Origin of the sequence: Kribbella sp. NPDC049227 (assembly GCF_043197265.1) — a bacterium.
Lineage (GTDB): Bacteria > Actinomycetota > Actinomycetes > Propionibacteriales > Kribbellaceae > Kribbella.
In genome coordinates, this window is sequence record NZ_JBICST010000004.1 from 295272 (window position 1) to 314838 (window position 19567).

Genomic DNA, 19567 nt, shown 5'->3' on the forward strand with positions numbered 1-19567 from the left:
TCCGGCATCTGGCACGGGGTAGCGACAAGAGGTGTGATGAGGGAACCCTCCGTACGCCGTTATTCCGGGCGGTCCGTCGAGGAGTGGAAGGCTGCGCGGCGGGAGCGACTGCTCGCCGCCGCGCTGGAGTTGTTCGGGACCGAAGGCTATCCCGCGACATCGGTGGAACGCCTGTGTACACAGGCGAAAGTCTCCACCCGCCACTTCTACCACGAGTTCCAGAACAAGGAAGCCGTGTTGCTCGCGGTGCATGCGCAGGTGATCGAAACGGCGGTGCGGACCACCGGCGACGCGTTGCGCCGGACCGCCGACCGGCCGGTCGGCGAGCGGATCTCCGCGGCCGTCGACAGTTACCTGCGCACGATCATGGCCGACCTGCGGCAGGCGCGGATCTCGTTCGTCGAAGTGGTCGGTACCAGTCCCGCCGTCGAGGAGCAGCGGATCGCCTTCCGGGAGCTGCTGATCGGCAGCGTGAACGACCTCGGCGAGACCGCGGTCGGCCGCGGCGAGATCAAGCCCAAGGACTTCCGGTTCCTCGGGCTGGCCTTCTTCGGCGCGGTGAACACCGTGGTCTACGACTGGATGCTGACCGACCCGCGACCGCCCGAACAGACGGTGCAGCAGTCCCTGCGTGAGCTGGCCGTTCAGCTCATGACGAGCTGACCCGCTTCCGCAGTTCGAGCACCACCTGGTCCCGGGGCAGCGACGCGCCGGCGTCGTACGCGGCGTCGAACGCATCGTTGCCCAGGGCCTCTTGCAGCCGGTCGAACGCGGCCCGGACGTCGGCGTCGGCGACCGTCCGCAGCCCGCGCATCGCGGCCGCCATGCCCAGGGTCCGGGCCGCGAGCTCGGGCTCGCCGGCCAACTCCTCCACGTCCGCCAGGACCTCGACGATGATCGACGCCACCGGCATGTCGTCGGCGGACAGACCGAGCTCGATCGCCTGCTTGCCGTAGCGGCGCGCCTCGTCGAGCTCGTTGCGCGCGATATGCACCCGGCTGAGGTTCGCCAGCATCATCGCCTGGCCCTGCGGCGCCATCCGCTCCATCTCGAGGTCGAGCATCGAGTACGCCCGTTCGCCCAGCTCCTTGGCCTCGTCCAGCCGGCCGGTCCGATAGGCGACACGCGACAAGCCCAGGTACGCCATCCCCTGACCGCCCCGTGACCCCGTCTCCTCGGCCAGCTGCATCGCTCGGGCCAGGTCCGCACGAGCGCCGTCGATGTCGCCGAGCTCGAGCCGCTCCGCCGCACTCTGGCCGAGCAGCTGGGACACTCCCTCGGTCGTGCCGAGCTCACCGATCAGGCTGAGGGCCTCGTCCAGCGACTTGAGCGCGCTCTCGTGATCGCCGCGGCTGCCCTGGAAACTCGACAGTCCGCGCAGGGCCATCGACGTACCCCAGCGATCGCCGATCTGACGGAAGCCGTCCAGCGCCACGGTCAGGTCGGCCGCCATCTGGTCGACCTCGCCGTCGTTCTCGCGGAACATCGCCGTCATCATCACGGCCAGGTTCCGGGTCCAGGGGTCGTCGTGCTCGCGGGCCGCCTCGAGCTCGCGGAACGACGCGGCCTTGTCCCGGCGAATCATCGCCCACACGGCGTTCGTGAACATCCCGACCCCGGACTGTGCGACGTGCTCATGACGCCGGCTCAGCCACCGCACCTCGGCGAGCCCGCGGATCGCCTGGTGGAAGTTCGCGCCCGGATCCTCGCTGATGGACAGCGTGCCGATCGAGTACAGCATCAGGGCCATCGCCCGATCGTGCGGCGATGTCGGTCCCGGTACGGCGAGCGCCGCCTGCATCCAGCCGACCGCTTCGGACGGACGGCCGCTCATGTTCCAGTACTCGCCCAGCACCGAGACGAGTTGGACGGCGACGCGCGCCGAGCCGGTGTCGATCGCAGTGCGGAGCGCGTCGAGCAGGTTCTCGTTCTCCGCGGTCAGCCGGGCGATCCATTGGATCTGCTCGCCGGTCCGCAGCTTCGGCTTGGCCTGCCGCAGCAACCGGCTGAAGTACATCGTGTGTGCGTGCCGGAAGCGCTCGCGCTCACCGGCCAGCTCGAGCTGCTCGGCGCCGTACGCCCGAACCGTCTCGAGCATCCGGTACCGCACCGAGCGCTCGCCGGCCGCCGCTTCCACGAGCGATTTGTCGACAAGAGACGCCAGTACGCCGAGAATCGCGTCGGGCGGCAGGTTGCGGTCGCTGCAGACCTGCTCGGCGGCCTCCAGGGTCGCGCCGCCGGAGAACAGGGACAGCCGTCGGGCCACCGCCTGCTCGTCTGGATCGAGCAGCTCCCAGCTCCACTCCACGACCGCGCGCAACGTCTGGTGCCTGGGCAGCGCGGTCCGCGATCCGCTGGTCAGCAAGCGGAAGCGGTCGGCGAGCCGCTCCACGATCAGCTCCGGCGTGAGCGCGCGCAGCCGTGCCGCCGCGAGCTCGATCGCCAGTGGCATGCCGTCCAGCCGGCGGCAGATCTCCGCGACCGCTCCCCGGTTCGCGTCGATCAGGGCGAAGTCCGGTCGTACGGCGCGGGCCCGGTCGACGAACAGCTGGATCGCCGGGTACTGGTCGTCGACCGCATCCTCGGGCGGGAGCCCCAACGGGCCGACCGGGTGCAGGAGCTCGCCGGGAATGCTCAGCGGCTCACGGCTGGTCGTCAGCACCCGCAGTCGCGGGCAGGCCGCGAGCAACGAGTCGACCAGGGCGGCGACCTCGTGCACGAGGTGCTCGCAGTTGTCCAGCACGAGCAGGACCCGGCGGTCCGCGATGACGTCCACCAGCCGCTCGGTCGCGGCCTTCGACGCCGGAAGCCGCCTCGGTGCCCCCAGAGCGCTCTGCGGAGTGTCGATGTACTCGGTCGCGCCGAGCGCGGACAGGACTGCGGGCGCGACCTCCGCAGCGTCGCCGAGTGGCGCGAGCTCGACGAACCAGATGCCGTCGCCGCTCTGCGCAACGAGGGACCGTCCGGTCTCTGTCGCCAGTCTGGTCTTCCCGGCGCCACCAGGACCGACCATGGTCACCAGTCGCGTCCCGTTGTTCAGCAGTCGCTCCAGCTCGGTCACGTCCTCGCGGCGGCCGACGAAGCTGGTCATCGGTGCACGCAGGTTGCTGTGTGGCGCGGCAGCCGTCGTCGCCGGCACGACACCGTCGGTCGCCACCGGGTCCACCGAGTCCCCACGCAGTACGGCGACGTGCAGCTCGCGCAGACGGGTGCCGGGGTCCGCACCGAGCTCGTCCGCGAGGGTTGCCCGGACGCGCTCGTACGCCGCCAACGCCTCGGCTTGCCGGCCATCGGCGTACAGGGCTCTGATCAGCAGTTCGTGGACGCGCTCGCGGAGTGGATGGGCGACGGCGAGGCCTTCGAGCTCGGTGATGCGGTCGCGGGCGTGACCGCAGCGGACGGCGGCCTCGGCGAGATCCTCGGCCGCGGCGAGCCGGAGCTCACTCAGCCGGTCGGCCTCGACCGATGCGAACGGCAGGTCGCGGAGGTCGGCGAGCGCTTCGCCGCGCCACAGCTTCTCCGCCTGGGTGAGCAGCGCGTGCGCCTTCTCCGGATCGGAGCCGATCAGCCCGCGGCCCCGGCGTACCAGGTCCTCGAACTGGAGGGCGTCGACACAGTCGGTGCCGATGGTCAGCGTATAGCCGGCCGGGCCGGACTGGACCGAGATGCTCGACTCGGTCGCGGGCAGGCCGGCGCGCAGGCGGGAGACAAGCGACTGCAGGGCGTTCGCGCTGGGAGCCTCACTGCCCCACAGTCCGTCGACCAGCGTCTCGACGCTCACCGGGCGGCCGGCGCTGAGCGCGAGCCGGGCGAGCAATCCGCGCAGCCGGACCCCGCGGACGTCCAGCGGAGTCCCGTCGGCCGCCCACATCGCGAGAGGCCCAAGCACCGCTATGCGCACACCTCCAGCCTCGCACATGAGGCCGTCCAAATCCCCCTGCCTTTTGTCACGTCCTTCGCATAGTCTCGGCAGTCGTGACTGACATCGCCGCGGGTACACAGACCGCTCTCACTCGAATCGTTTCCGAACGGCAGACCAAGGGACGGGTGCCCGGCGTCGTCGGGGCCGTGGCCCGGGCCGGATCGCTGGCCTGGTCGCAGGGAGCCGGATCGGCCGACCTGGGGTCGCCCGGGGTGCCACCGACGGCGGACTCGCAGTTCCTGATCGCGTCGCAGAGCAAGACGCTGACCGCGGTCGCGATCATGGCGCTGCGCGACGAAGGCAAGCTCAGCCTGGACGACACGGTCGAGAAGCTGATCCCGGAGAGCAAGCACGAGGGCATCACCGTGCGGCAGATGCTCAGCCACGCCAGCGGCATGCAGCGCGAGCCGGTCGGCGACGTCTGGGACCTGATGAAGTTCCCGGACCGCGAGGAGCTGGTGTCGGGCTGGAACGAGGCCGAGCGGGTCGGCAAGCCGCACCACCGGGTTCACTACTCGAACCTGGTCTTCTCGATGCTCGGCGAGATCGTCGCCCGGATCGACGGCCGGCCCTGGTACGACGCGATCAAGGCCCGGATCCTCGACCCGCTGGAGATGCGCCGTACGACGGTCGGCATGGACGGCGGACCGGCGGCCACCGGGTACTACGTGCCGCCGTACAGCGACGTACCGGTGCAGGAGAAGCTGCTCGATCTCGGTGCGCTGAACGCCTGCGGCGGTCTGGCGAGTACGGCGGAGGACCTGGCCAAGTGGGCCAGGTTCGTGGCCGATCCTGTCGATGAGGTGCTGTCGAAGGACACCGTGGACGAGATGTGCCAGGTGCAGCTGATGGCGGACATGGAGCGGTGGCAGCTCGCGTTCGGGCTCGGCTTCATGCTGCTGCGTCTCGGCGACCGCGTGTTCGTCGGGCACGACGGCGGCATGCCCGGTCACATCACCTCGACGTTCGTCCACCGCCCGTCCGGCACGGCCGGGATCGCGCTGTTCAACTCGACGTCGTCGCCGGCCCCGAGCGCGCTGGCCACCGATCTGGTGATCAAGGTCCTCGAGGACGACCCGCTGCCCGCCGACCCGTGGTTGCCGGGCGACGCCGTACCGGCCGAGCTCGAAGGTGTCCTCGGCACGTGGTTCTCCGAGGGCCGCCCGTTCATCTTCTCGGTCAAGTCCGGCACCCTCGAGGCGGCCGGCCTCGGCGCCCCCGACCACATCAAGCCGGCCGTCTTCGCCCGCATCTCCGAGGACACCTACCGCACCGTCTCCGGCCGCGAGACCGGCGAACTCCTCCGCATCACCCGAGACACCACCGGCACCCCCACAAAATTGCACTGGGCAACCTACCTCTGCACCCGCCAACCCCTAGCCTTCGGCCAACACCTCCCCAACTGACCCGTTTGCCGGGACCCGACCCATCGGCTAGCCTGTGACCATCCCCCCAGTCGCCTCGGTGGCTGGGTGCGAAGCCCCACTCCGGTGGGGCTTCTGCTTTTTCACCACCCAGCAGGCTTCCGAATCACCGCGCCCGACCCGTCCACCACCTGTGCCGGTAGTTGACTGGCGCCCAGCACACCGGCCCGGATCTGCTTCGCGAAGGTCGGCCGGCAGAGCATGAGCCGCTGACTGGGCACGGGCTGGGGGTTGAGCAGGCCTACGACCTTCCCGAGCTCATGCCGAACGATCCTGATCGGCTCGGTCAGATCCGAGTCGTTGCTCACGACGGCGAAGGCTTCGGCATCGTCCCGGAACGCATCCACCAGCAGGTAGGTCGCCAGGTTGACGTCGGAGCCCTTCTCCTCGGTCTTGATCACCTCGACGGTCCGTGGTCCGGAGCTCGGCGGGTTGGCCAGCAGCATGCGGGTGGGTTTGGTGAGGAAGCTGCCGTAATGGATCTCGACGCTGGGCAGAGTGCCGAGGGCGCGGAGATAGGCCTGCTGCCGAACCGGCGCCTGCAGATTCTCCGGCCGCTCCTTCACGTGCGCTGTGAAGTACCGGATCCGCCCGACCTCGAACCGGCGGAGCAACAGACCACACATCCTCTCGAGGTCCAACCACTTGTACGGCCGCCCCTTGAGGCAGCCGTAGTACAGGTTGAACCCATCGACATACACGTTGATCCGCACCGCCTCAGGCTAGCCACGCGCACCACGGTTCCCCGCACGGAAGATTCCCCTTGTGGACAACTCCGTTCGATCTGCCCCGGCCTGGCCGGGGCAGGCCGGAAGAGACGTCAGATGACGCAGATGGAAGGGGCCGGGGGTGGTCCCCCGGCCCCTTTTGTGGGTTGGGGTCAGGTGCGGCGGCGGTAGGCGCGGATGGCTAGGGGGGCGAAGACTGCTACCAGGCCGATCATCCAGGCGAAGGTGATGAGGAGGGGCTTCTGGAGGTCGCCGCCCAGCATCAGGGCTCGCATGGTGTCGACCAGGTACTTGACCGGATTGACGTTCACGAAGGCCTGCAGGAAGCCCGGCAGGGTGCTCGTCTGGACGAACACGTTGCTGCCGAAGGTGAGCGGGAACATCACCAGGAAGGCGACGCCCTGGACACCCTGCGCGGTCTTCAGGGTCAGCCCGAGCCAGACCCAGATCCAGCACATCGACAGTGCGAACAGCAGCACGATCACCATCGCCAGCAGGCCGTTCCCGACCCCGTTCCCGAACCGGAACCCGAGCGCGAACCCGGTCCCCATCAGGATCACGATCGACAGCGTGTACCGCACCGCATCACCGAGAACAGCACCCACCAACGGTGCTATCCGGGCGATCGGCAGACTGCGGAACCGGTCGAAGACTCCCTTGGCGAAGTCGTCGTTCAGCGCCACCCCGGTGCCCATCGTGGAGAACACCACGGTCTGCACCAGCAGACCGGGCAGCAGGTACGGCAGGTAGTCGTGCCACGTCCCGCCCTGGGCGATCGCGCCGCCGAAGACGAACAGGAACAGCACCAGGAAGATGATCGGCTGGAACGTCACGTCCGCCAGGGCTTCCGGGTTCTGCCGGATCCGGACGACGTTGCGCCAGGCCAGGGTCAGACTCTGCTGCACCCAGGCGAACGGATTGGTACGGCGGCCCGCGTGGGCCGGTGCATCGACAACGGCGGTGCTCATCGGCCCGCTCCTTCCAGGACAGCGTCGTACTTCTTCTCTTCGGCGGTGTGCCCGGTCAGGGCGAGGAAGACCTCGTCCAGGCTGGGCAGCCGCAGCGCCAGTTCGGTGACCGCGATGCCTTCCTCGTCGAGGCGGCGTACCACGACCGGCATCGACGAACCGTCGGTGACCGGCGCGCTCACCCGGGCGTTCACCACGTCCACGGTCGGGCGTACGCCGACCGACTCGGCGACGATCGCCGCGACCCGCTCGAGGTGGGCCGGCTCGGCCGGACTGACGTCCAGCGACTGCTTGCCGGCCTGGGCCTTCAACTCGGCCGGCCGGCCGGAGGCGACCACCCGGCCCTTGTCGAACACCATGATCGAGTCGGCCAGTGCGTCGGCCTCCTCCAGGTACTGCGTGGTGAGGAGCACCGTGGTCCCGTCGAGCACCAGGTTGCGGATCGTCTCCCAGACGCCGTTGCGGGCGTGCGGGTCGAGACCGGTGGTGGGCTCGTCCAGGTAGAGGATGCTCGGGTCGCCGACCAGACTCGCGGCCAGGTCAAGACGCCGGCGCATACCGCCGGAGTACGTCTTCGCGATCCGGTCACCGGCGTCGGTCAGCTCGAACCGCTCCAGCAACTGGTCCGCCTTGGCGCGGGACCGCTCCCGCGAGTGGCCGAGCAGCCGCCCGATCATGATCAGGTTCCGGCGGCCGGACATGTCCTCGTCGACCGAGGCGTACTGCCCGGTCAGCCCGATGATCTCGCGGACCCGGCCGGCCTCGCGGACGACGTCGTACCCGCCGACGGTGGCGTGGCCGGAGTCGGGGCGGAGCAGGGTGCCGAGGATGCGGACCGCTGTGGTCTTGCCGGCCCCGTTCGGCCCGAGGACCCCGAGCACGGTGCCGGTCGGCACACTCAGGTCGACGCCGGCCAGGGCGGTGGTGCTGCCATATTTCTTGACCAAGCCAACAGCTTCGATGGCGACCTGGTTCGTTGTGGTCATCGGTTCCTCCCAGTGGAATCACTTCACTGGGACTACCGTGCCGAACCGCTCTGGCACCGCCCTGGCACTCGGCTGTCAGGCCATCTCAGGGCATGCCAGCCGCTGGCACAGGTCGTGTCCGCGGGACAGCAGACACGACCTAGCCCTTCAGCGGTACGACCTGGTTGGCCCGCAGCGCCTCGTAGATCTCCGGGTTGTACCGGGCCAGCGTGGCCCGGGCCTTACGCCGGTACCTGAGGATCTGCCGGGTGCCGATCGCCCACAGCACGTACTGGAAGGCCAGCGCCCACTTGAAGTCGGTGATGGTCTGTGGCGCCCCGCCCGACGAGGCGTCGAGCAGGATGCCGACCATGCCGATACACAGCAGCGTGGCGATGAACCCACCAGTGTTGACCATCCCGTTCGCCGCCCCGAACCGCGTGGATGGGTTGAACGTACGGGCGTAGTCCAGTCCGAGCATCGACCCGGGACCACCAGCCGCCTGGACGACGATCAGTAGCAGGAGCACTGGCAGCGGTGCCTGACCGGGCCAGAGCAGTACGACGGTCCACATCGTCACCGACCCCGCGATCACGGCCAGCACGATCCACGAGCGGTAGAACGGGAACCGAGCGGCGTACCGACCGACCAGCGGGCCGTAACAGAGGCCTGCCAGGACTGGCAGGACCAGCATCGCCGCCGCAGTCGTCGGCGCCAGCCCCTCACCGGTCACCAGAAACGGGAAGCCCCAGAGCAGTCCGAAGGTGCTGCCGGAGAAGCTGGTGGTGAAATGGGTCCACAGCCCCAGTCGGGTGCCCGGCTCCTTCCACGCCCGCCGCAGGTTGTGCCGCACCTCGGTGACCGATTGCTTGGTCCGGTGCAGCGGCTCGTCGTACGGCGTGTCCTTGATCAGGAAGAGGACGAGTACGCCGGTCACCAGACTGAGCACACTGGCAGCGGCGAAGGTGGTCGTCCAGCCGAAAGCATGGAAGGCCGCGGACATCGGCACAGTCGACACGATCGCGCCGAGACCACCGAGCATTCCGGTCGCCTGTGACATCACCGGCTGCCGCAACGCGGGGAACCACGACATGACGACCCGCAGCACGCTGATGAACACCAGTGCGTCGCCCACACCCAGTACGGCGCGGGCCGCGAGCGCAGCCGGGTAGGAGTCGACCAGACTGAACGCGGTCTGCGCCACGAACAGTAGTCCGGACGCGGTGATCAGCAGCCGCTTGGAGCCGTACCGGTCGAGCAGTACGCCGACCGGCACCTGCATGGCGGCGTACACGGTCAGCTGTACGACGGTGAAGCTGGCCAGCGCGGATGCGGAGATGTGGAAGCGCTCGGCGGCCTGCAGGCCGGCCACGCTCATCGAGCCACGGTGCAGCACGGTCACGAGGTAGGTGAGGACAGCAGTGGTCCACACCGCCCAGGCGCGACGTCCGCCGAGGGGGAAGAGGAGTTCGGTCAACGCGAACTCCGCAGGTCCGCCGAGGCGGAGTCGATGTGGGCGACGACGAGCTCGCGGAACCGCTTCACGCTGTTCCCGCCGAGGGCGTCGATCATCTCCTGGTGCGCGGCGATCGACTTGTCCATCCGGGCCGGCTGCATCTGGATGCCGGGCACGCCCATCCGGACCTGGCGGTCGCGCAGGCTGTTGTAGAGCTTGGCTAGGATTTGGTTGCCAGCGGCACCGACAATGGCCTCGTGGAACGCACGATCGGCCTCCAGGAAGCTCTTCGCGTCGCCGCTGCGGCGGTGCTCGCGCATCTCGTCGACGCGCTGGGTCAGGGTCTCGACGAGTTGCTTGCGCCGCGGCCAGACCTTCGCGGCGGCGTGCGTCTCGAGCAGCTCGCGGGCCTCCAGGACATCGTCGATCTCCTGCGGCAGCACCGGCTGAACGAGTGCACCCTTCTTCGGGTACAGCTTCACCAGGCCGGACTCCTCCAACCGGAGCAACGCTTCGCGCACGGGCGTCCGCGACACCCCGACCGCGGTGGCCAGCTCACCTTCGGTGAGCAGCTCGCCGCCCGGGTAGACCCGGTCCAGGATCGCCGCCTTCACGTAGGCGTAGACCCGCTCGGCGGCCGGGATCTTCTCCACCCCCGGCGCCGCCTCGACCACCACCCGGGCGATCTCCGCGGTCTCCTCGCCCAACTCCAGCGCCGACCTCGGCGTCGACACTGCCGGCCCGTTCTCCGGCACCCCGCTAGTCACTGAACTCCCACCCATACGACCGGTATCTCTGTTGTATCTATCCTACACACACCCCTAATCCACCGCCGCGGCCAGGTATTCCCCAGCTTGTCCACGAGTTATCCACAGGCCGATCCACAGCATGTGGGCAACTGAGCGTGAACGGATGGACTGTAGGTAGTGACAAGTGGAGGGTTTCCCCTGCGTTGTCGATGAAGGACTCCACGGGTTCGCGATCCGCTCTAGAGTCTCGGGATACCGAGCCTGGCCCGACCTCACCCAGGCCCCCCGCTCCGAGGAGGCAGCGTGTCCCGAAGCTCCCGTCCGCGCCGGTGGACAGCCGGTCTGGCTGCCACTGCGCTCACCCTGACGACACTCGGTGCCGCCACCGCCCACGCCGTTCCGTCCGACCAGGCGTCAGCGGCGGCGCCCGGGCCATTGATGAACTACGTGGTCAACACCAAGGCCTCTCCCGGTCACGTCCGCAAAGCCGAGCTCGCCGTGAAGGCAGCCGGCGGGACCGTGGTGACGTCGTACCGCCAGCTCGGGGTGGTGATCGCCCAGTCGACCAACCCGGACTTCCGCACCGACGTGCGCGCGGGCCACAACGGGCGAGAGGTCCAGTCGGTCGGCGCGACCCGCACCGCCGCGGTCAGCGAGGGCCCGGTCGGTACGGCGAAGTCCGCCGCCGGAGTGAAGTCGGTCGAGGACGCCGAAGCGGCGCCGGTGCCGGATCCGCGCGAGGTCGACCAGTGGGACATGGTCCAGATCAAGGCGGACCAGGCCCACGCGGTCACCGACGGCTCCCGCAGCGTGCTGGTCGGCATCAACGACAGCGGTGTGGACGACACCCACCAGGACCTGGCGCCGAACTTCGACGCCGAGGACTCGGTGAACTGCGTGAACAACGGCGTACCGGACACCACCGCGGGTGCCTGGCGGCCGACCACCAGCTCCCACGGCACGCACGTGGCCGGGACGGTCGCCGCGGCCCGCAACGGCGTCGGCATCGTCGGTGTCGCTCCCGGCGTGCGGATCGCGTCGGTCAAGGTGGTCAACGACGACGGCTTCATCTACCCGGAGTACTCGATCTGTGGCATCGTCTGGGCCGCCGAGCACCACATGGACATCACCAATCACAGCTACTTCATCGACCCGTTCGAGTTCTGGTGCAAGGACAACGGTGACCAGGGCGCGGTCCAGGAAGCGGTGCGGCGCGCGTACGACTGGGCGACGGGTCGTGGAGTGCTGTCCGTCGCGGCCGCCGGCAACTCGAACTACGACCTGGCCAACAAGACCACCGACAACGGCAGCCCGAACGACTCGACCCCGGTCCCCCGGCAGATCAACAACAGCTGCCTGGACATGCCGACCGAGCTGCCCGGTGTGATCACCGTGGCGAGCACGACCCAGGCCAGGGCGCGCAGTAGCTTCTCGAACTTCGGCCTGAACAAGATCGACGTCGCTGCCCCGGGCAGCTCGATCCTGTCCACCCTGCCGGGTGGCCGCTACGGAAACATGAGCGGTACGTCGATGGCGTCGCCGCACGTCACCGGTATCGCCGCGCTGATGAAGTCGGCGCACCCGTGGTGGAGCCCGAGCGACCTGGAGCGAGCACTGCGCAAGGAGGCGGACGACACCGCCTGCCCGACCACCCCGGACGCCCGCTGCACCGGGACGACCGCGAACAACGCCTTCTTCGGTGAAGGCATCGCCGACGCCCTCGACGCAGTACATCGCTAACCGGTCCGAGTGGGGGTCCTCCGCCCAGGACCCCCACTCAGCTACGCCCCGAACCACGCGGCCGACCACGCGCCCCTTCAGCGGACCGTGGTCCCGGAGGCAGGCCCATTTGAACGGATAACCCCTCGGCTTGCCCCTTCTGTGCTCGTATTTCGAGGGGAGAAGGGGGCACTTGAGGGGTTGTCCGTTCAAATCGTCGGGTGGCGGCGCCCTGCGCACACCGCCCCCGGACCGTGGTCCGGGGGCGGGCCCATGTGAATTGGCGGACGTGCAGGCCATCACATTCGCGAGGGTCGGGCGCCGGCCCGCGGGACCACCTCTGCGAAGTCACGGTTGTGAGGGCTTGGACGTCCGCCGGTTACTGCCGCTCGGTCAGCTTGTGCTGATGAGGACGATGCCGGCGACCACGACGACTGCGGCGATTGCGCGGCGGGGGCCGAAGCGTTCGCCGAAGAAGACTGCGCCGATGATGGCGCCGAAGATGATGCTGGTTTCGCGGAGGGCCGCGATGGCGGCGAGCGTGCCGCGGGTCTGCGCCCACAGGACCAGCCCGTAGGCGACCATCGACACCACACCGCCGGCGAGCCCGGAAAGGACCGCTGAGCGCGGCAGTTTCAGCACGCCCGGACCGCGCCAGGCGAGCACCACCAGAGGCATCAGGAAACCCTGGAGCATGAACACCCAGCCCATATAAGTCAGTACGGGCATCTTGTGGACCGCCAGCCCGTCCACCACCGTGTACGACGCGATCGTCAGCCCGGTGCCGACGGCCGCCAGCAGCGCCGGTGCTTGCCGCCGCCCCGGCCGCCCGATGAACACCAGCGCGATCAGCCCCGCGGAGATCAACAGCACCCCGGCCAACTCGACCAGTGCCAATGCCTGATGCAGTACGACGATCGAGACCACTGCCACCACCCACGGCGACGTACCCCGGGCCAGCGGATACATCTGGCTGAACTGACCCAGTTGGTACGACGCGAGCAGTCCACCCAGATACGCGAGGTGCAGCACGGCCGACGCGATGATGTAACCCCAGGTGCCGTCCGGCGGCAGGCCCATCACGAGCACCGCGATCAGCCCGATGATCCCCGCGGCCAGCTCGAACAGTGCGAGCCCAGCGACCCGGTCCGGCGCACCATGCGCCATCGCGTTCCAGGTCGCGTGCAGCACCGCCGCCCCGAGCACCACCATCAACACCAGCACCGCTACACCCTCTCACTCGGACAACCTCCGCCCTGCGCCTATGCCTTGAGACGCTGTAGGCATGCGATCTGTGAGGCAGTGGAAGTTCGGCGGGCCTGAGGTTCTCGAGCTGACCGAGGTCGAGAAGCCGGTGCCGGGACCGACCGAGGTGCTGGTCGAGGTGCATGCGGCGGGCATCAACCCGGTGGACTGGGTGACCCGCGCGGAGGAGGTGTACCTGGGCAAGCCGCCGTACACGCTCGGTTGGGACGTGTCGGGCGTGGTGGTCGAGCTCGGCGTGGGAGCCAGCGGGGTTGCGGTCGGTGACGAGGTGCTCGGGATGCCGTGGTTCCCGCGGGAGGCCGCGGCTTATGCGGAGTACGTGACGGCACCGTCGCGGCAGTTCGTACGCAAGCCGGCGGGGATGTCGTACGTCGACGCGGCTGGGTTGCCCCTGGCCGGGCTCACCGCGTGGCAGTGCGTGGTCGAAGTGGCCGACGTACAGGCTGGGCAGCGGGTGCTGGTTGATGCTGCCGCGGGAGGGGTCGGGCATCTGGCGGTGCAGATCGCCAAGGCTCGTGGGGCTGAGGTGGTCGGGACCGCGAGTGCGGGGAAGCATGAGTTCTTGCGGTCGATCGGGGTGGATCGGCCGCTCGACTACCACGATCCGGCGGCTGACCCCGGGGAGCTCGACCTGGTGGTCGGGCTGGCGGGGACCGAATCGGATCGGCGGTGGTTGGAGTTCGTGCGACCGGGTGGGCTGCTGGTCGCCGTACTCGGTGGGGTCCCGGAGGAGCTTGGGCGGGATGCCGAGGCGCGCGGCGTACGTACTGCGGAGATGTTGGTCGAGCCGGATCGGATCGGGCTGCTCGGGTTGACCGACCTGGTCGAGCGCGGGCTGCTCCGGGTGCAGGTCGAGCGGACGTTCCCGCTGAACGAGGTGGCGGCCGCACACCGCCTGGGCGAGGCGGGTCGGGTGACCGGGAAGCTGGTGCTCACACTGCGGTGACGTGCGAAGGCCCGGGTGGTGGGTCCACCCGGGCCTTGCGGCGTACTCAGAACATCAGGGCGCGGGCGGGGTCCTCGAGGATGCCGGCGACATCGGCGAGGAAGGTGGAGCCCTTCTCGCCGTCGATCAGGCGGTGGTCGAAGGACAGCGCCAGCGTGGTGATCCAGCGCGGGACGATCTCGTCGTCCACCACCCACGGCTGCTTGCGGATCGCGCCGAAGGCGAGGATCGCGGCCTCGCCCGGGTTGATGATCGGCGTCCCCGCGTCGACGCCGAAGACGCCGACGTTGGTGATGGTGAACGAACCGCCGGCCTGATCCGCCGGTTGGGTCTTGCCCTCGCGGGCGGTGGCGACCAGGTCGTTCAGCGCCGCACAGAGCTCGGGCAACGTGAGGGCGTCGGCGTTCTTGATGTTCGGCACGATCAGGCCGCGCGGGGTGGCCGCGGCGATGCCGAGGTTGACCGCGCCCTTGTAGACGATCTCCTGCGCCGGCTCGTCCCAGGCCGCGTTGATGACCGGGGTACGACGGGCTGCCAGGGTGACCGCCTTCGCGACGATCAGCAACGGCGACACCTTGAGGTCCCGGAACGCCTTGTCACCCTTGAGCCGGTCGACCAGCTCCATGGTGGCGCTGACGTCCACGGTGATCCACTCGGTCACATGCGGCGCGGTGAACGCACTGGCAACCATCGCCTGCGCCATCACCTTCTGCACACCCTTCACCGCCACCCGAGTATCCCCACGCCCACCAACCACCGGCGCAACCTCAACCACCGGAGCCGCAGCAGGAGCAGCCTGTGCGCTCGCGACATGTGCCTCGACGTCAGCCCGAGTGATCACTCCACCCGGGCCACTCGGCACCACGACACCAAGGTCGATCCCCAGGTCTTTCGCCAGCTTCCGCACCGGAGGCTTGGCCAGCACATGGACTGCCGCCCCGTTGCCTCCGGCAACGGAAGTGGAGGAGCCAGGCGCATCAGTCGCGAGGTGCGCCGTAGGCGCAGACACGCTCGGAGCTGCGGCACTGGCAGCCGAGGCTGCTCCGCCCGGAGCGAAGCCACCCGGAGCGGGCACCGCTCCTGCCGCCGCTGGGGCGGCTGCTGCCGGAGCGACTGCTGCTGGGGCAGGGGCTGAAGCGGGGGCAGCACCGCCCGCAGGTGGAGCCAGCGCCGAGCTGGCGGAGGCTGCGGGAGCCTTGCGGGGGCGGCGTTTGGCTTCGGTGGTTCGGGGGCCGTAGCCGACAAGGATGGCGGTGCGGCCGCCGTTGTCGGGCTCGGGGATCGTGGGAACGAGGTCTTCGGCGCCGGCGTCGGCCGGTGGGGTCTCGTCGCCCGCGGAGTCGGTTTGGACGGCGATGATGGGGGTGCCGACCGGGACCGTTTCGCCTTCAGGGACGAGGAGTTCGGCGATGGTGCCGGCGAAGGGGACCGGGAGCTCGACCAGCGACTTGGCGGTCTCGATCTCGACCACGGTGTCGTTGAGCTTGACCGTGTCGCCCGGCTTGACCTTCCAGCTGACGATCTCGGCTTCGACCAGACCCTCACCCACGTCGGGGAGGCGGAAGTGCTGGATGCCCATCAGTACCCCATCACCCGGTCGACACCGTCGAGCACCCGGTCCAGGTCCGGCAGGTAGTCCTCTTCCATCCGCGACGGCGGGTACGGGGTGTCGAACCCGGTGACGCGCAGTACCGGCGCCTCCAGGTGGTAGAAGCACTCCTCGCTCAACCGCGCCGCGATCTCCGAACCCGGGCCGAGCGTGTACGGCGCCTCGTGCACGACGATCGCCCGCCGCGTCTTCTTCACCGACGCGAAGATCGTCGGCAGGTCGAACGGCGAGATCGTGCGCAGGTCGACGACCTCGAGCTGCCGGCCGTCCTCGACCGCGGCCTCGGCGGCCTGAAGACAGGTCTTCACCATCGGCCCGTAGCAGAGCAGCGTCGCGTCAGTGCCCTCGCGGACCACCTTTGCCTGGTGCAGCGGCAGCGCCGGCGGCACGGACTCGTCCAGCTCGGCCTTCTCGTGGTAGCGGCGCTTCGGCTCGAAGAACACCACCGGGTCGTCGGTGGCGATCGCCTGCTGGATCATCCAGTACGCGTCGACCGGGTCGCCGCAGGACACCACCTTGAGACCGGGCACGTGCGCGAACAGCGTCTCCGGCGACTCCGAGTGGTGCTCGACCGCGCCGATGCCGCCGCCGTACGGGATCCGGATCACGACGGGCATCCGGATCCGGCCGTGCGATCGGAAGTGCATCTTCGCGACCTGGTTGATGATCTGGTCGTACGCCGGGAACACGAACCCGTCGAACTGGATCTCGCAGACCGGCCGGTACCCGCGCAGCGCCAGGCCGACCGCGGTCCCGATGATGCCGGACTCGGCCAGCGGGGTGTCGATCACCCGGTCCTCGCCGAAGTCCTTCTGCAGTCCTTCGGTCACCCGGAAGACCCCGCCGAGCTTGCCGATGTCCTCGCCCATCACGACGACCTTGGGGTCGGCCTCCATCGCGGCCCGGAGGCCGGCGTTGATGCCCTTGCCGAGAGTGATCTTCGTCATCACCGAACCTCGCCTTCGAACGAAGCGGCGTACGCGGCGAACTGTGCCTTCTGCTCGACCAGTTGCGGCGTCTGCTCGACGTACACGGTGTCGAAGAAGTCGGTGAGCTCCGGGTCAGGCATCGACAGGCAGCCGGCCCGCAGCGTGGCGGCGACCTCGTCGGCCTCGGCGTCGATCTGGTCGAAGAAGTCGTGGTCGACCCCGGCGGTGCGAGTCAGGTACGCGCGGACCCGCTCGATCGGGTCCTTCAGCTTCCAGTGCTCGAGGTCCTCGCTGAGGCGGTACTTCGTCGGGTCGTCGGAGGTGGTGTGGGCACCCATCCGGTACGTGTAGGCCTCGATCAGGGTCGGGCCGCTGCCTTCCCGGGCCCGCTTCAGCGCCTGCTGGGAGACGGCGTACGTCGCGAGTACGTCGTTGCCGTCGACGCGGACGCCGGGGAAGCCGAAGCCGGCCGCGCGCTGGTACAGCGGGATCCGGGTCTGCCGGTCGATCGGCTCGGAGATGGCCCACTGGTTGTTCTGGCAGAAGAACACGACCGGCGCGTTGAAGACCGAGGCCCAGATGAACGCCTCGTTCACGTCGCCCTGGCTGCTGGCGCCGTCGCCGAAGTACGCGATCGTCGCCTCGCCGTTCTCGGCGTCGCCGATGGCGTGGTCACGCTGCTGGCCCATCGCGTACCCGGTCGCGTGCAGCGTCTGCGCGCCGATCACGATCGTGTACAGGTGGAAGTTGTTCTCGCGCGGGTCCCAGGCACCCTGGTCGACGCCGCGGAACAGACCGAGCAGCCGCAGCGGGTCGACGCCCTGGCAAAAGGCGACGCCGTGCTCGCGGTAGGTCGGGAAGACCATGTCCTTGGAGTTCAGGGCGCGGCCGGAGCCGATCTGCGCGGCCTCCTGGCCGAGCAGCGACGCCCAGAGACCGAGCTCACCCTGCCGCTGCAGGGCGGTGGCCTCGGTGTCGATCCGGCGGACCAGGGTCATGTCCCGGTAGAAGCCCTTGATCGCCTCGTCGTCGAGGTCGAACGAGTAGTCCGGGTGCTCGACGCGCTCACCTTCGGGCGTCAGCAGCTGGACGAACTCGACCTCCTCGGAGGCCTGGGGCGGACTGACCGGCGCCTCGACGGGCGCGAACACTTCCGGGGTGATCCCCGGCACCGACTCACTCACATGCACTCCTCGGGTTCGAGCGCGGGATCGCCGCGACCGCAACGTTGCGCGGGCCGGCCCCTTCAGCCGGGTGAGGCTTCGCAGGCAGGACCGCGTGGATCCAGGGTTGATGCACTGGCACTACTACCAGTAGACCTCCTCACCGGCCTGCCTGGCTGTATTACTTGCGGGACACCGTACCCAGCGGGTGCCTGATCCGGCTAACTGTCTGGACGCTCGCGGGTACGCCGGTACCGAAACCGGTCCTGGCACGAGACACCAGTCCACCCACTGGTCATATCTCCACGCTCATATTACAGAAACCTGCAGCCCCGACAGCATCTGTCACAACTGCGTTGCGATCAGGGCAGCTTCTCGAGCCGGACGAGCTTGAAGTTCGTGCCCTCGCGATCACCGTCACCAGGCGTGTTCTCGCCGTCATGCACAGCGAACAGACCGTGCGGGAACCGCGGCCCGAGCGGATGCGTGGTCACCGCCGCACCGTCACTGTGCTGTACGCCGTCGGCCGCCGGACCGTCGACCACCTGGAAGCCGGCGCGGTAGACCAGCCGCCGCCCGTCCATCCGGTACGACGCGAACGTCGAGTCACCCTGGCTGGACGCGTACATGATTCGTTTGCCGTGCTCGTAGGCGATCGTCAGACCCTCGGCGTCCGCGCTGAGGTACTTCCCGGCCTCCCGGCTGACCGGCCCGGTCGGCGCGCACTCCTCGGTCTCCTCGTCGTACGCCGCCGGCTGGCCGTACTCGCGGACCTTCTCCACCAGCTCGGGCTTGCCATGCTGCGGGATGCGCCAGACGCCGACGTCCTCCTGGGCGGCGTACAGGTCGTTGGTGGTGCGGTCGAAGACCATGCCCTCGAGCTGCGGGCGGTCGCCGGGCTCCTCGCACGGCGACCAGGTGCTGCCGTCGCTCAGCCGGAAGCTGCTCGGCAGGTCGACGTTGCCGATCGGGCGATAGGTGATCTTGCCGTGGCCGTCGGGGACGAGCCGGAAGAAGCCGACCCGGGTCTCGCTGCGCCGCGTCACCGCGACGACCGGCTGTCCGTGGATCTCGGTGGCCGCCAAGCCGTACGCCGTGTGCTGGTCCTGGACCTCGTCGGTGTCCTTGCTGAACACCAGCGGCGCCTTGGCGCTCGTCACGTCGGTCAGTCGCCCGGCCTTGACGGCGTACGTCCTGAGCTGGTCGCGGCCGCGGTCGGTGACGACCGCAAGGTTGCCGACCAGGTCGACGTTGTTGAAGCGTCCCGGCTCCTGACCCGGCGCAGGCGGAGGCGGTGTCGCGATGTGCTGGACCTCCTTGCCGGCGAGGTCGAACACGGTCAGCCCGCCGTTCTTCAGCGTCCCGAGGACGACGCTGCGCTCGGGGTGCTTGACGTCGATCCAGATGGCCGGGTCGTCGGCGTTGGCGTTGCCGCCGGCCTCGTCGTCCCAGTTCGGCGCGGTCTCGGCGACCGCGGTCACCTCCGTGAGCCCAGTGGCATACGCCGGCTGGACACCCAGCGTGACGACCATCGCAGCAAGCGTGACACCGGCGATCCGCATCCAACTCTCCTCACCATCGGCAGTACGGCGCAGACTGCCCGGTGCTGATGGACTGGCGGGAAACAGCGGATTGCTGACTGGAAACCGGCTTGCGCGGCGACGCCCGCCCGCTTAGCGTAAGCATCGTCTTTGCATGACACCCCTGACAGCCGAGGAGGCTC

General features: G+C 69.0%; 15 protein-coding genes. 4 read left to right on the forward strand and 11 right to left on the reverse strand.

The annotated features are described in order from the left end of the window. Window positions 1–36 precede the first annotated feature (36 nt). Window positions 37–663: a TetR/AcrR family transcriptional regulator gene (locus tag ACGFH6_RS19125; RefSeq protein WP_393385335.1), complete on the forward strand. Its 627-nt coding sequence runs from the start codon at window positions 37–39 to the stop codon at window positions 661–663. On the opposite strand, the gene ACGFH6_RS19130 is transcribed toward ACGFH6_RS19125, so the two are convergent. Beyond that, the gene (locus ACGFH6_RS19130) at window positions 650–3889 is read right to left on the reverse strand and encodes a BTAD domain-containing putative transcriptional regulator (protein ID WP_393385337.1); all 3240 of its coding nucleotides are present in this window, start codon (window positions 3887–3889) and stop codon (window positions 650–652) included. The genes ACGFH6_RS19125 and ACGFH6_RS19130 overlap by 14 nt on opposite strands. A gap of 86 nt (window positions 3890–3975) precedes the next feature. On the opposite strand from ACGFH6_RS19130, the gene ACGFH6_RS19135 reads away from it, so the two are divergent. Beyond that, window positions 3976–5328, forward strand: coding sequence for a serine hydrolase domain-containing protein (locus ACGFH6_RS19135; protein WP_393385339.1), 1353 nt, complete (start codon window positions 3976–3978; stop codon window positions 5326–5328). 101 nt (window positions 5329–5429) lie between these two features. Here the strand turns inward: ACGFH6_RS19135 and ACGFH6_RS19140 are convergent, their stop codons facing one another. The 5 genes from ACGFH6_RS19140 to ACGFH6_RS19160 form a co-directional block, all read right to left on the reverse strand. Then, on the reverse strand, window positions 5430–6059 hold the full coding sequence (locus tag ACGFH6_RS19140) for an NYN domain-containing protein (RefSeq protein ID WP_393385340.1): 630 nt from the start codon (window positions 6057–6059) through the stop codon (window positions 5430–5432). A gap of 167 nt (window positions 6060–6226) precedes the next feature. Continuing rightward, a complete protein-coding gene (locus tag ACGFH6_RS19145) occupies window positions 6227–7042 on the reverse strand; it encodes an ABC transporter permease (protein ID WP_393385342.1) in 816 nt (271 codons plus the stop codon). Continuing rightward, window positions 7039–8028 carry an ATP-binding cassette domain-containing protein gene (locus tag ACGFH6_RS19150; RefSeq protein ID WP_393385344.1) on the reverse strand — a complete coding sequence of 330 codons (990 nt, stop codon included), beginning with the start codon at window positions 8026–8028 and terminating at the stop codon, window positions 7039–7041. Before ACGFH6_RS19150 ends, ACGFH6_RS19145 begins: the two co-directional genes overlap by 4 nt. 139 nt (window positions 8029–8167) lie before the next feature. After that, on the reverse strand, window positions 8168–9484 hold the full coding sequence (locus ACGFH6_RS19155) for a nitrate/nitrite transporter (protein WP_393385346.1): 1317 nt from the start codon (window positions 9482–9484) through the stop codon (window positions 8168–8170). Next, window positions 9481–10230 (reverse strand): GntR family transcriptional regulator, encoded by a 750-nt coding sequence (locus tag ACGFH6_RS19160; protein ID WP_393385348.1) that lies wholly within the window; start codon window positions 10228–10230, stop codon window positions 9481–9483. The genes ACGFH6_RS19155 and ACGFH6_RS19160 overlap by 4 nt, the downstream gene beginning before the upstream one ends. Window positions 10231–10515: 285 nt before the next feature. Between ACGFH6_RS19160 and ACGFH6_RS19165 the strand changes: the two genes are divergently transcribed. Further along, on the forward strand, window positions 10516–11952 hold the full coding sequence (locus ACGFH6_RS19165; RefSeq protein ID WP_393385350.1) for a S8 family serine peptidase: 1437 nt from the start codon (window positions 10516–10518) through the stop codon (window positions 11950–11952). Between the two features lie 372 nt (window positions 11953–12324). On the opposite strand, the gene ACGFH6_RS19170 is transcribed toward ACGFH6_RS19165, so the two are convergent. Then, window positions 12325–13155: an EamA family transporter gene (locus ACGFH6_RS19170; RefSeq protein WP_393385352.1), complete on the reverse strand. Its 831-nt coding sequence runs from the start codon at window positions 13153–13155 to the stop codon at window positions 12325–12327. Window positions 13156–13216: 61 nt separating this feature from the next. Between ACGFH6_RS19170 and ACGFH6_RS19175 the strand changes: the two genes are divergently transcribed. Continuing rightward, window positions 13217–14143, forward strand: a complete 927-nt coding sequence (locus ACGFH6_RS19175) for an NADP-dependent oxidoreductase (protein WP_393385354.1) — start codon at window positions 13217–13219, stop codon at window positions 14141–14143. Window positions 14144–14189: 46 nt separating this feature from the next. On the opposite strand, the gene ACGFH6_RS19180 is transcribed toward ACGFH6_RS19175, so the two are convergent. From ACGFH6_RS19180 to ACGFH6_RS19195, 4 genes are all read right to left on the reverse strand, one after another. After that, on the reverse strand, window positions 14190–15722 hold the full coding sequence (locus ACGFH6_RS19180; RefSeq protein WP_393385356.1) for a dihydrolipoamide acetyltransferase family protein: 1533 nt from the start codon (window positions 15720–15722) through the stop codon (window positions 14190–14192). Beyond that, on the reverse strand, window positions 15722–16699 hold the full coding sequence (locus ACGFH6_RS19185) for an alpha-ketoacid dehydrogenase subunit beta (protein ID WP_393385358.1): 978 nt from the start codon (window positions 16697–16699) through the stop codon (window positions 15722–15724). The genes ACGFH6_RS19180 and ACGFH6_RS19185 overlap by 1 nt, the downstream gene beginning before the upstream one ends. Then, window positions 16699–17865 (reverse strand): pyruvate dehydrogenase (acetyl-transferring) E1 component subunit alpha, encoded by a 1167-nt coding sequence (gene pdhA / locus ACGFH6_RS19190; RefSeq protein ID WP_393385360.1) that lies wholly within the window; start codon window positions 17863–17865, stop codon window positions 16699–16701. The genes ACGFH6_RS19185 and pdhA overlap by 1 nt, the downstream gene beginning before the upstream one ends. A 341-nt stretch (window positions 17866–18206) precedes the next feature. Further along, window positions 18207–19406, reverse strand: a complete 1200-nt coding sequence (locus ACGFH6_RS19195; protein WP_393385362.1) for a phytase — start codon at window positions 19404–19406, stop codon at window positions 18207–18209. Window positions 19407–19567: the final 161 nt, after the last annotated feature.

Coding starts and splice junctions, on each gene's coding strand:
- ACGFH6_RS19125 (WP_393385335.1), top strand. CDS start 37: ATGAGGGAACCCTCCGTACGCCGTTATTCCGGGCGGTCCGTCGAGGAG.
- ACGFH6_RS19145 (WP_393385342.1), bottom strand. CDS start 7,042: ATGAGCACCGCCGTTGTCGATGCACCGGCCCACGCGGGCCGCCGTACC.
- ACGFH6_RS19150 (WP_393385344.1), bottom strand. CDS start 8,028: ATGACCACAACGAACCAGGTCGCCATCGAAGCTGTTGGCTTGGTCAAG.
- ACGFH6_RS19175 (WP_393385354.1), top strand. CDS start 13,217: ATGCGATCTGTGAGGCAGTGGAAGTTCGGCGGGCCTGAGGTTCTCGAG.
- ACGFH6_RS19180 (WP_393385356.1), bottom strand. CDS start 15,722: ATGGGCATCCAGCACTTCCGCCTCCCCGACGTGGGTGAGGGTCTGGTC.
- ACGFH6_RS19185 (WP_393385358.1), bottom strand. CDS start 16,699: ATGACGAAGATCACTCTCGGCAAGGGCATCAACGCCGGCCTCCGGGCC.
- ACGFH6_RS19195 (WP_393385362.1), bottom strand. CDS start 19,406: ATGCGGATCGCCGGTGTCACGCTTGCTGCGATGGTCGTCACGCTGGGT.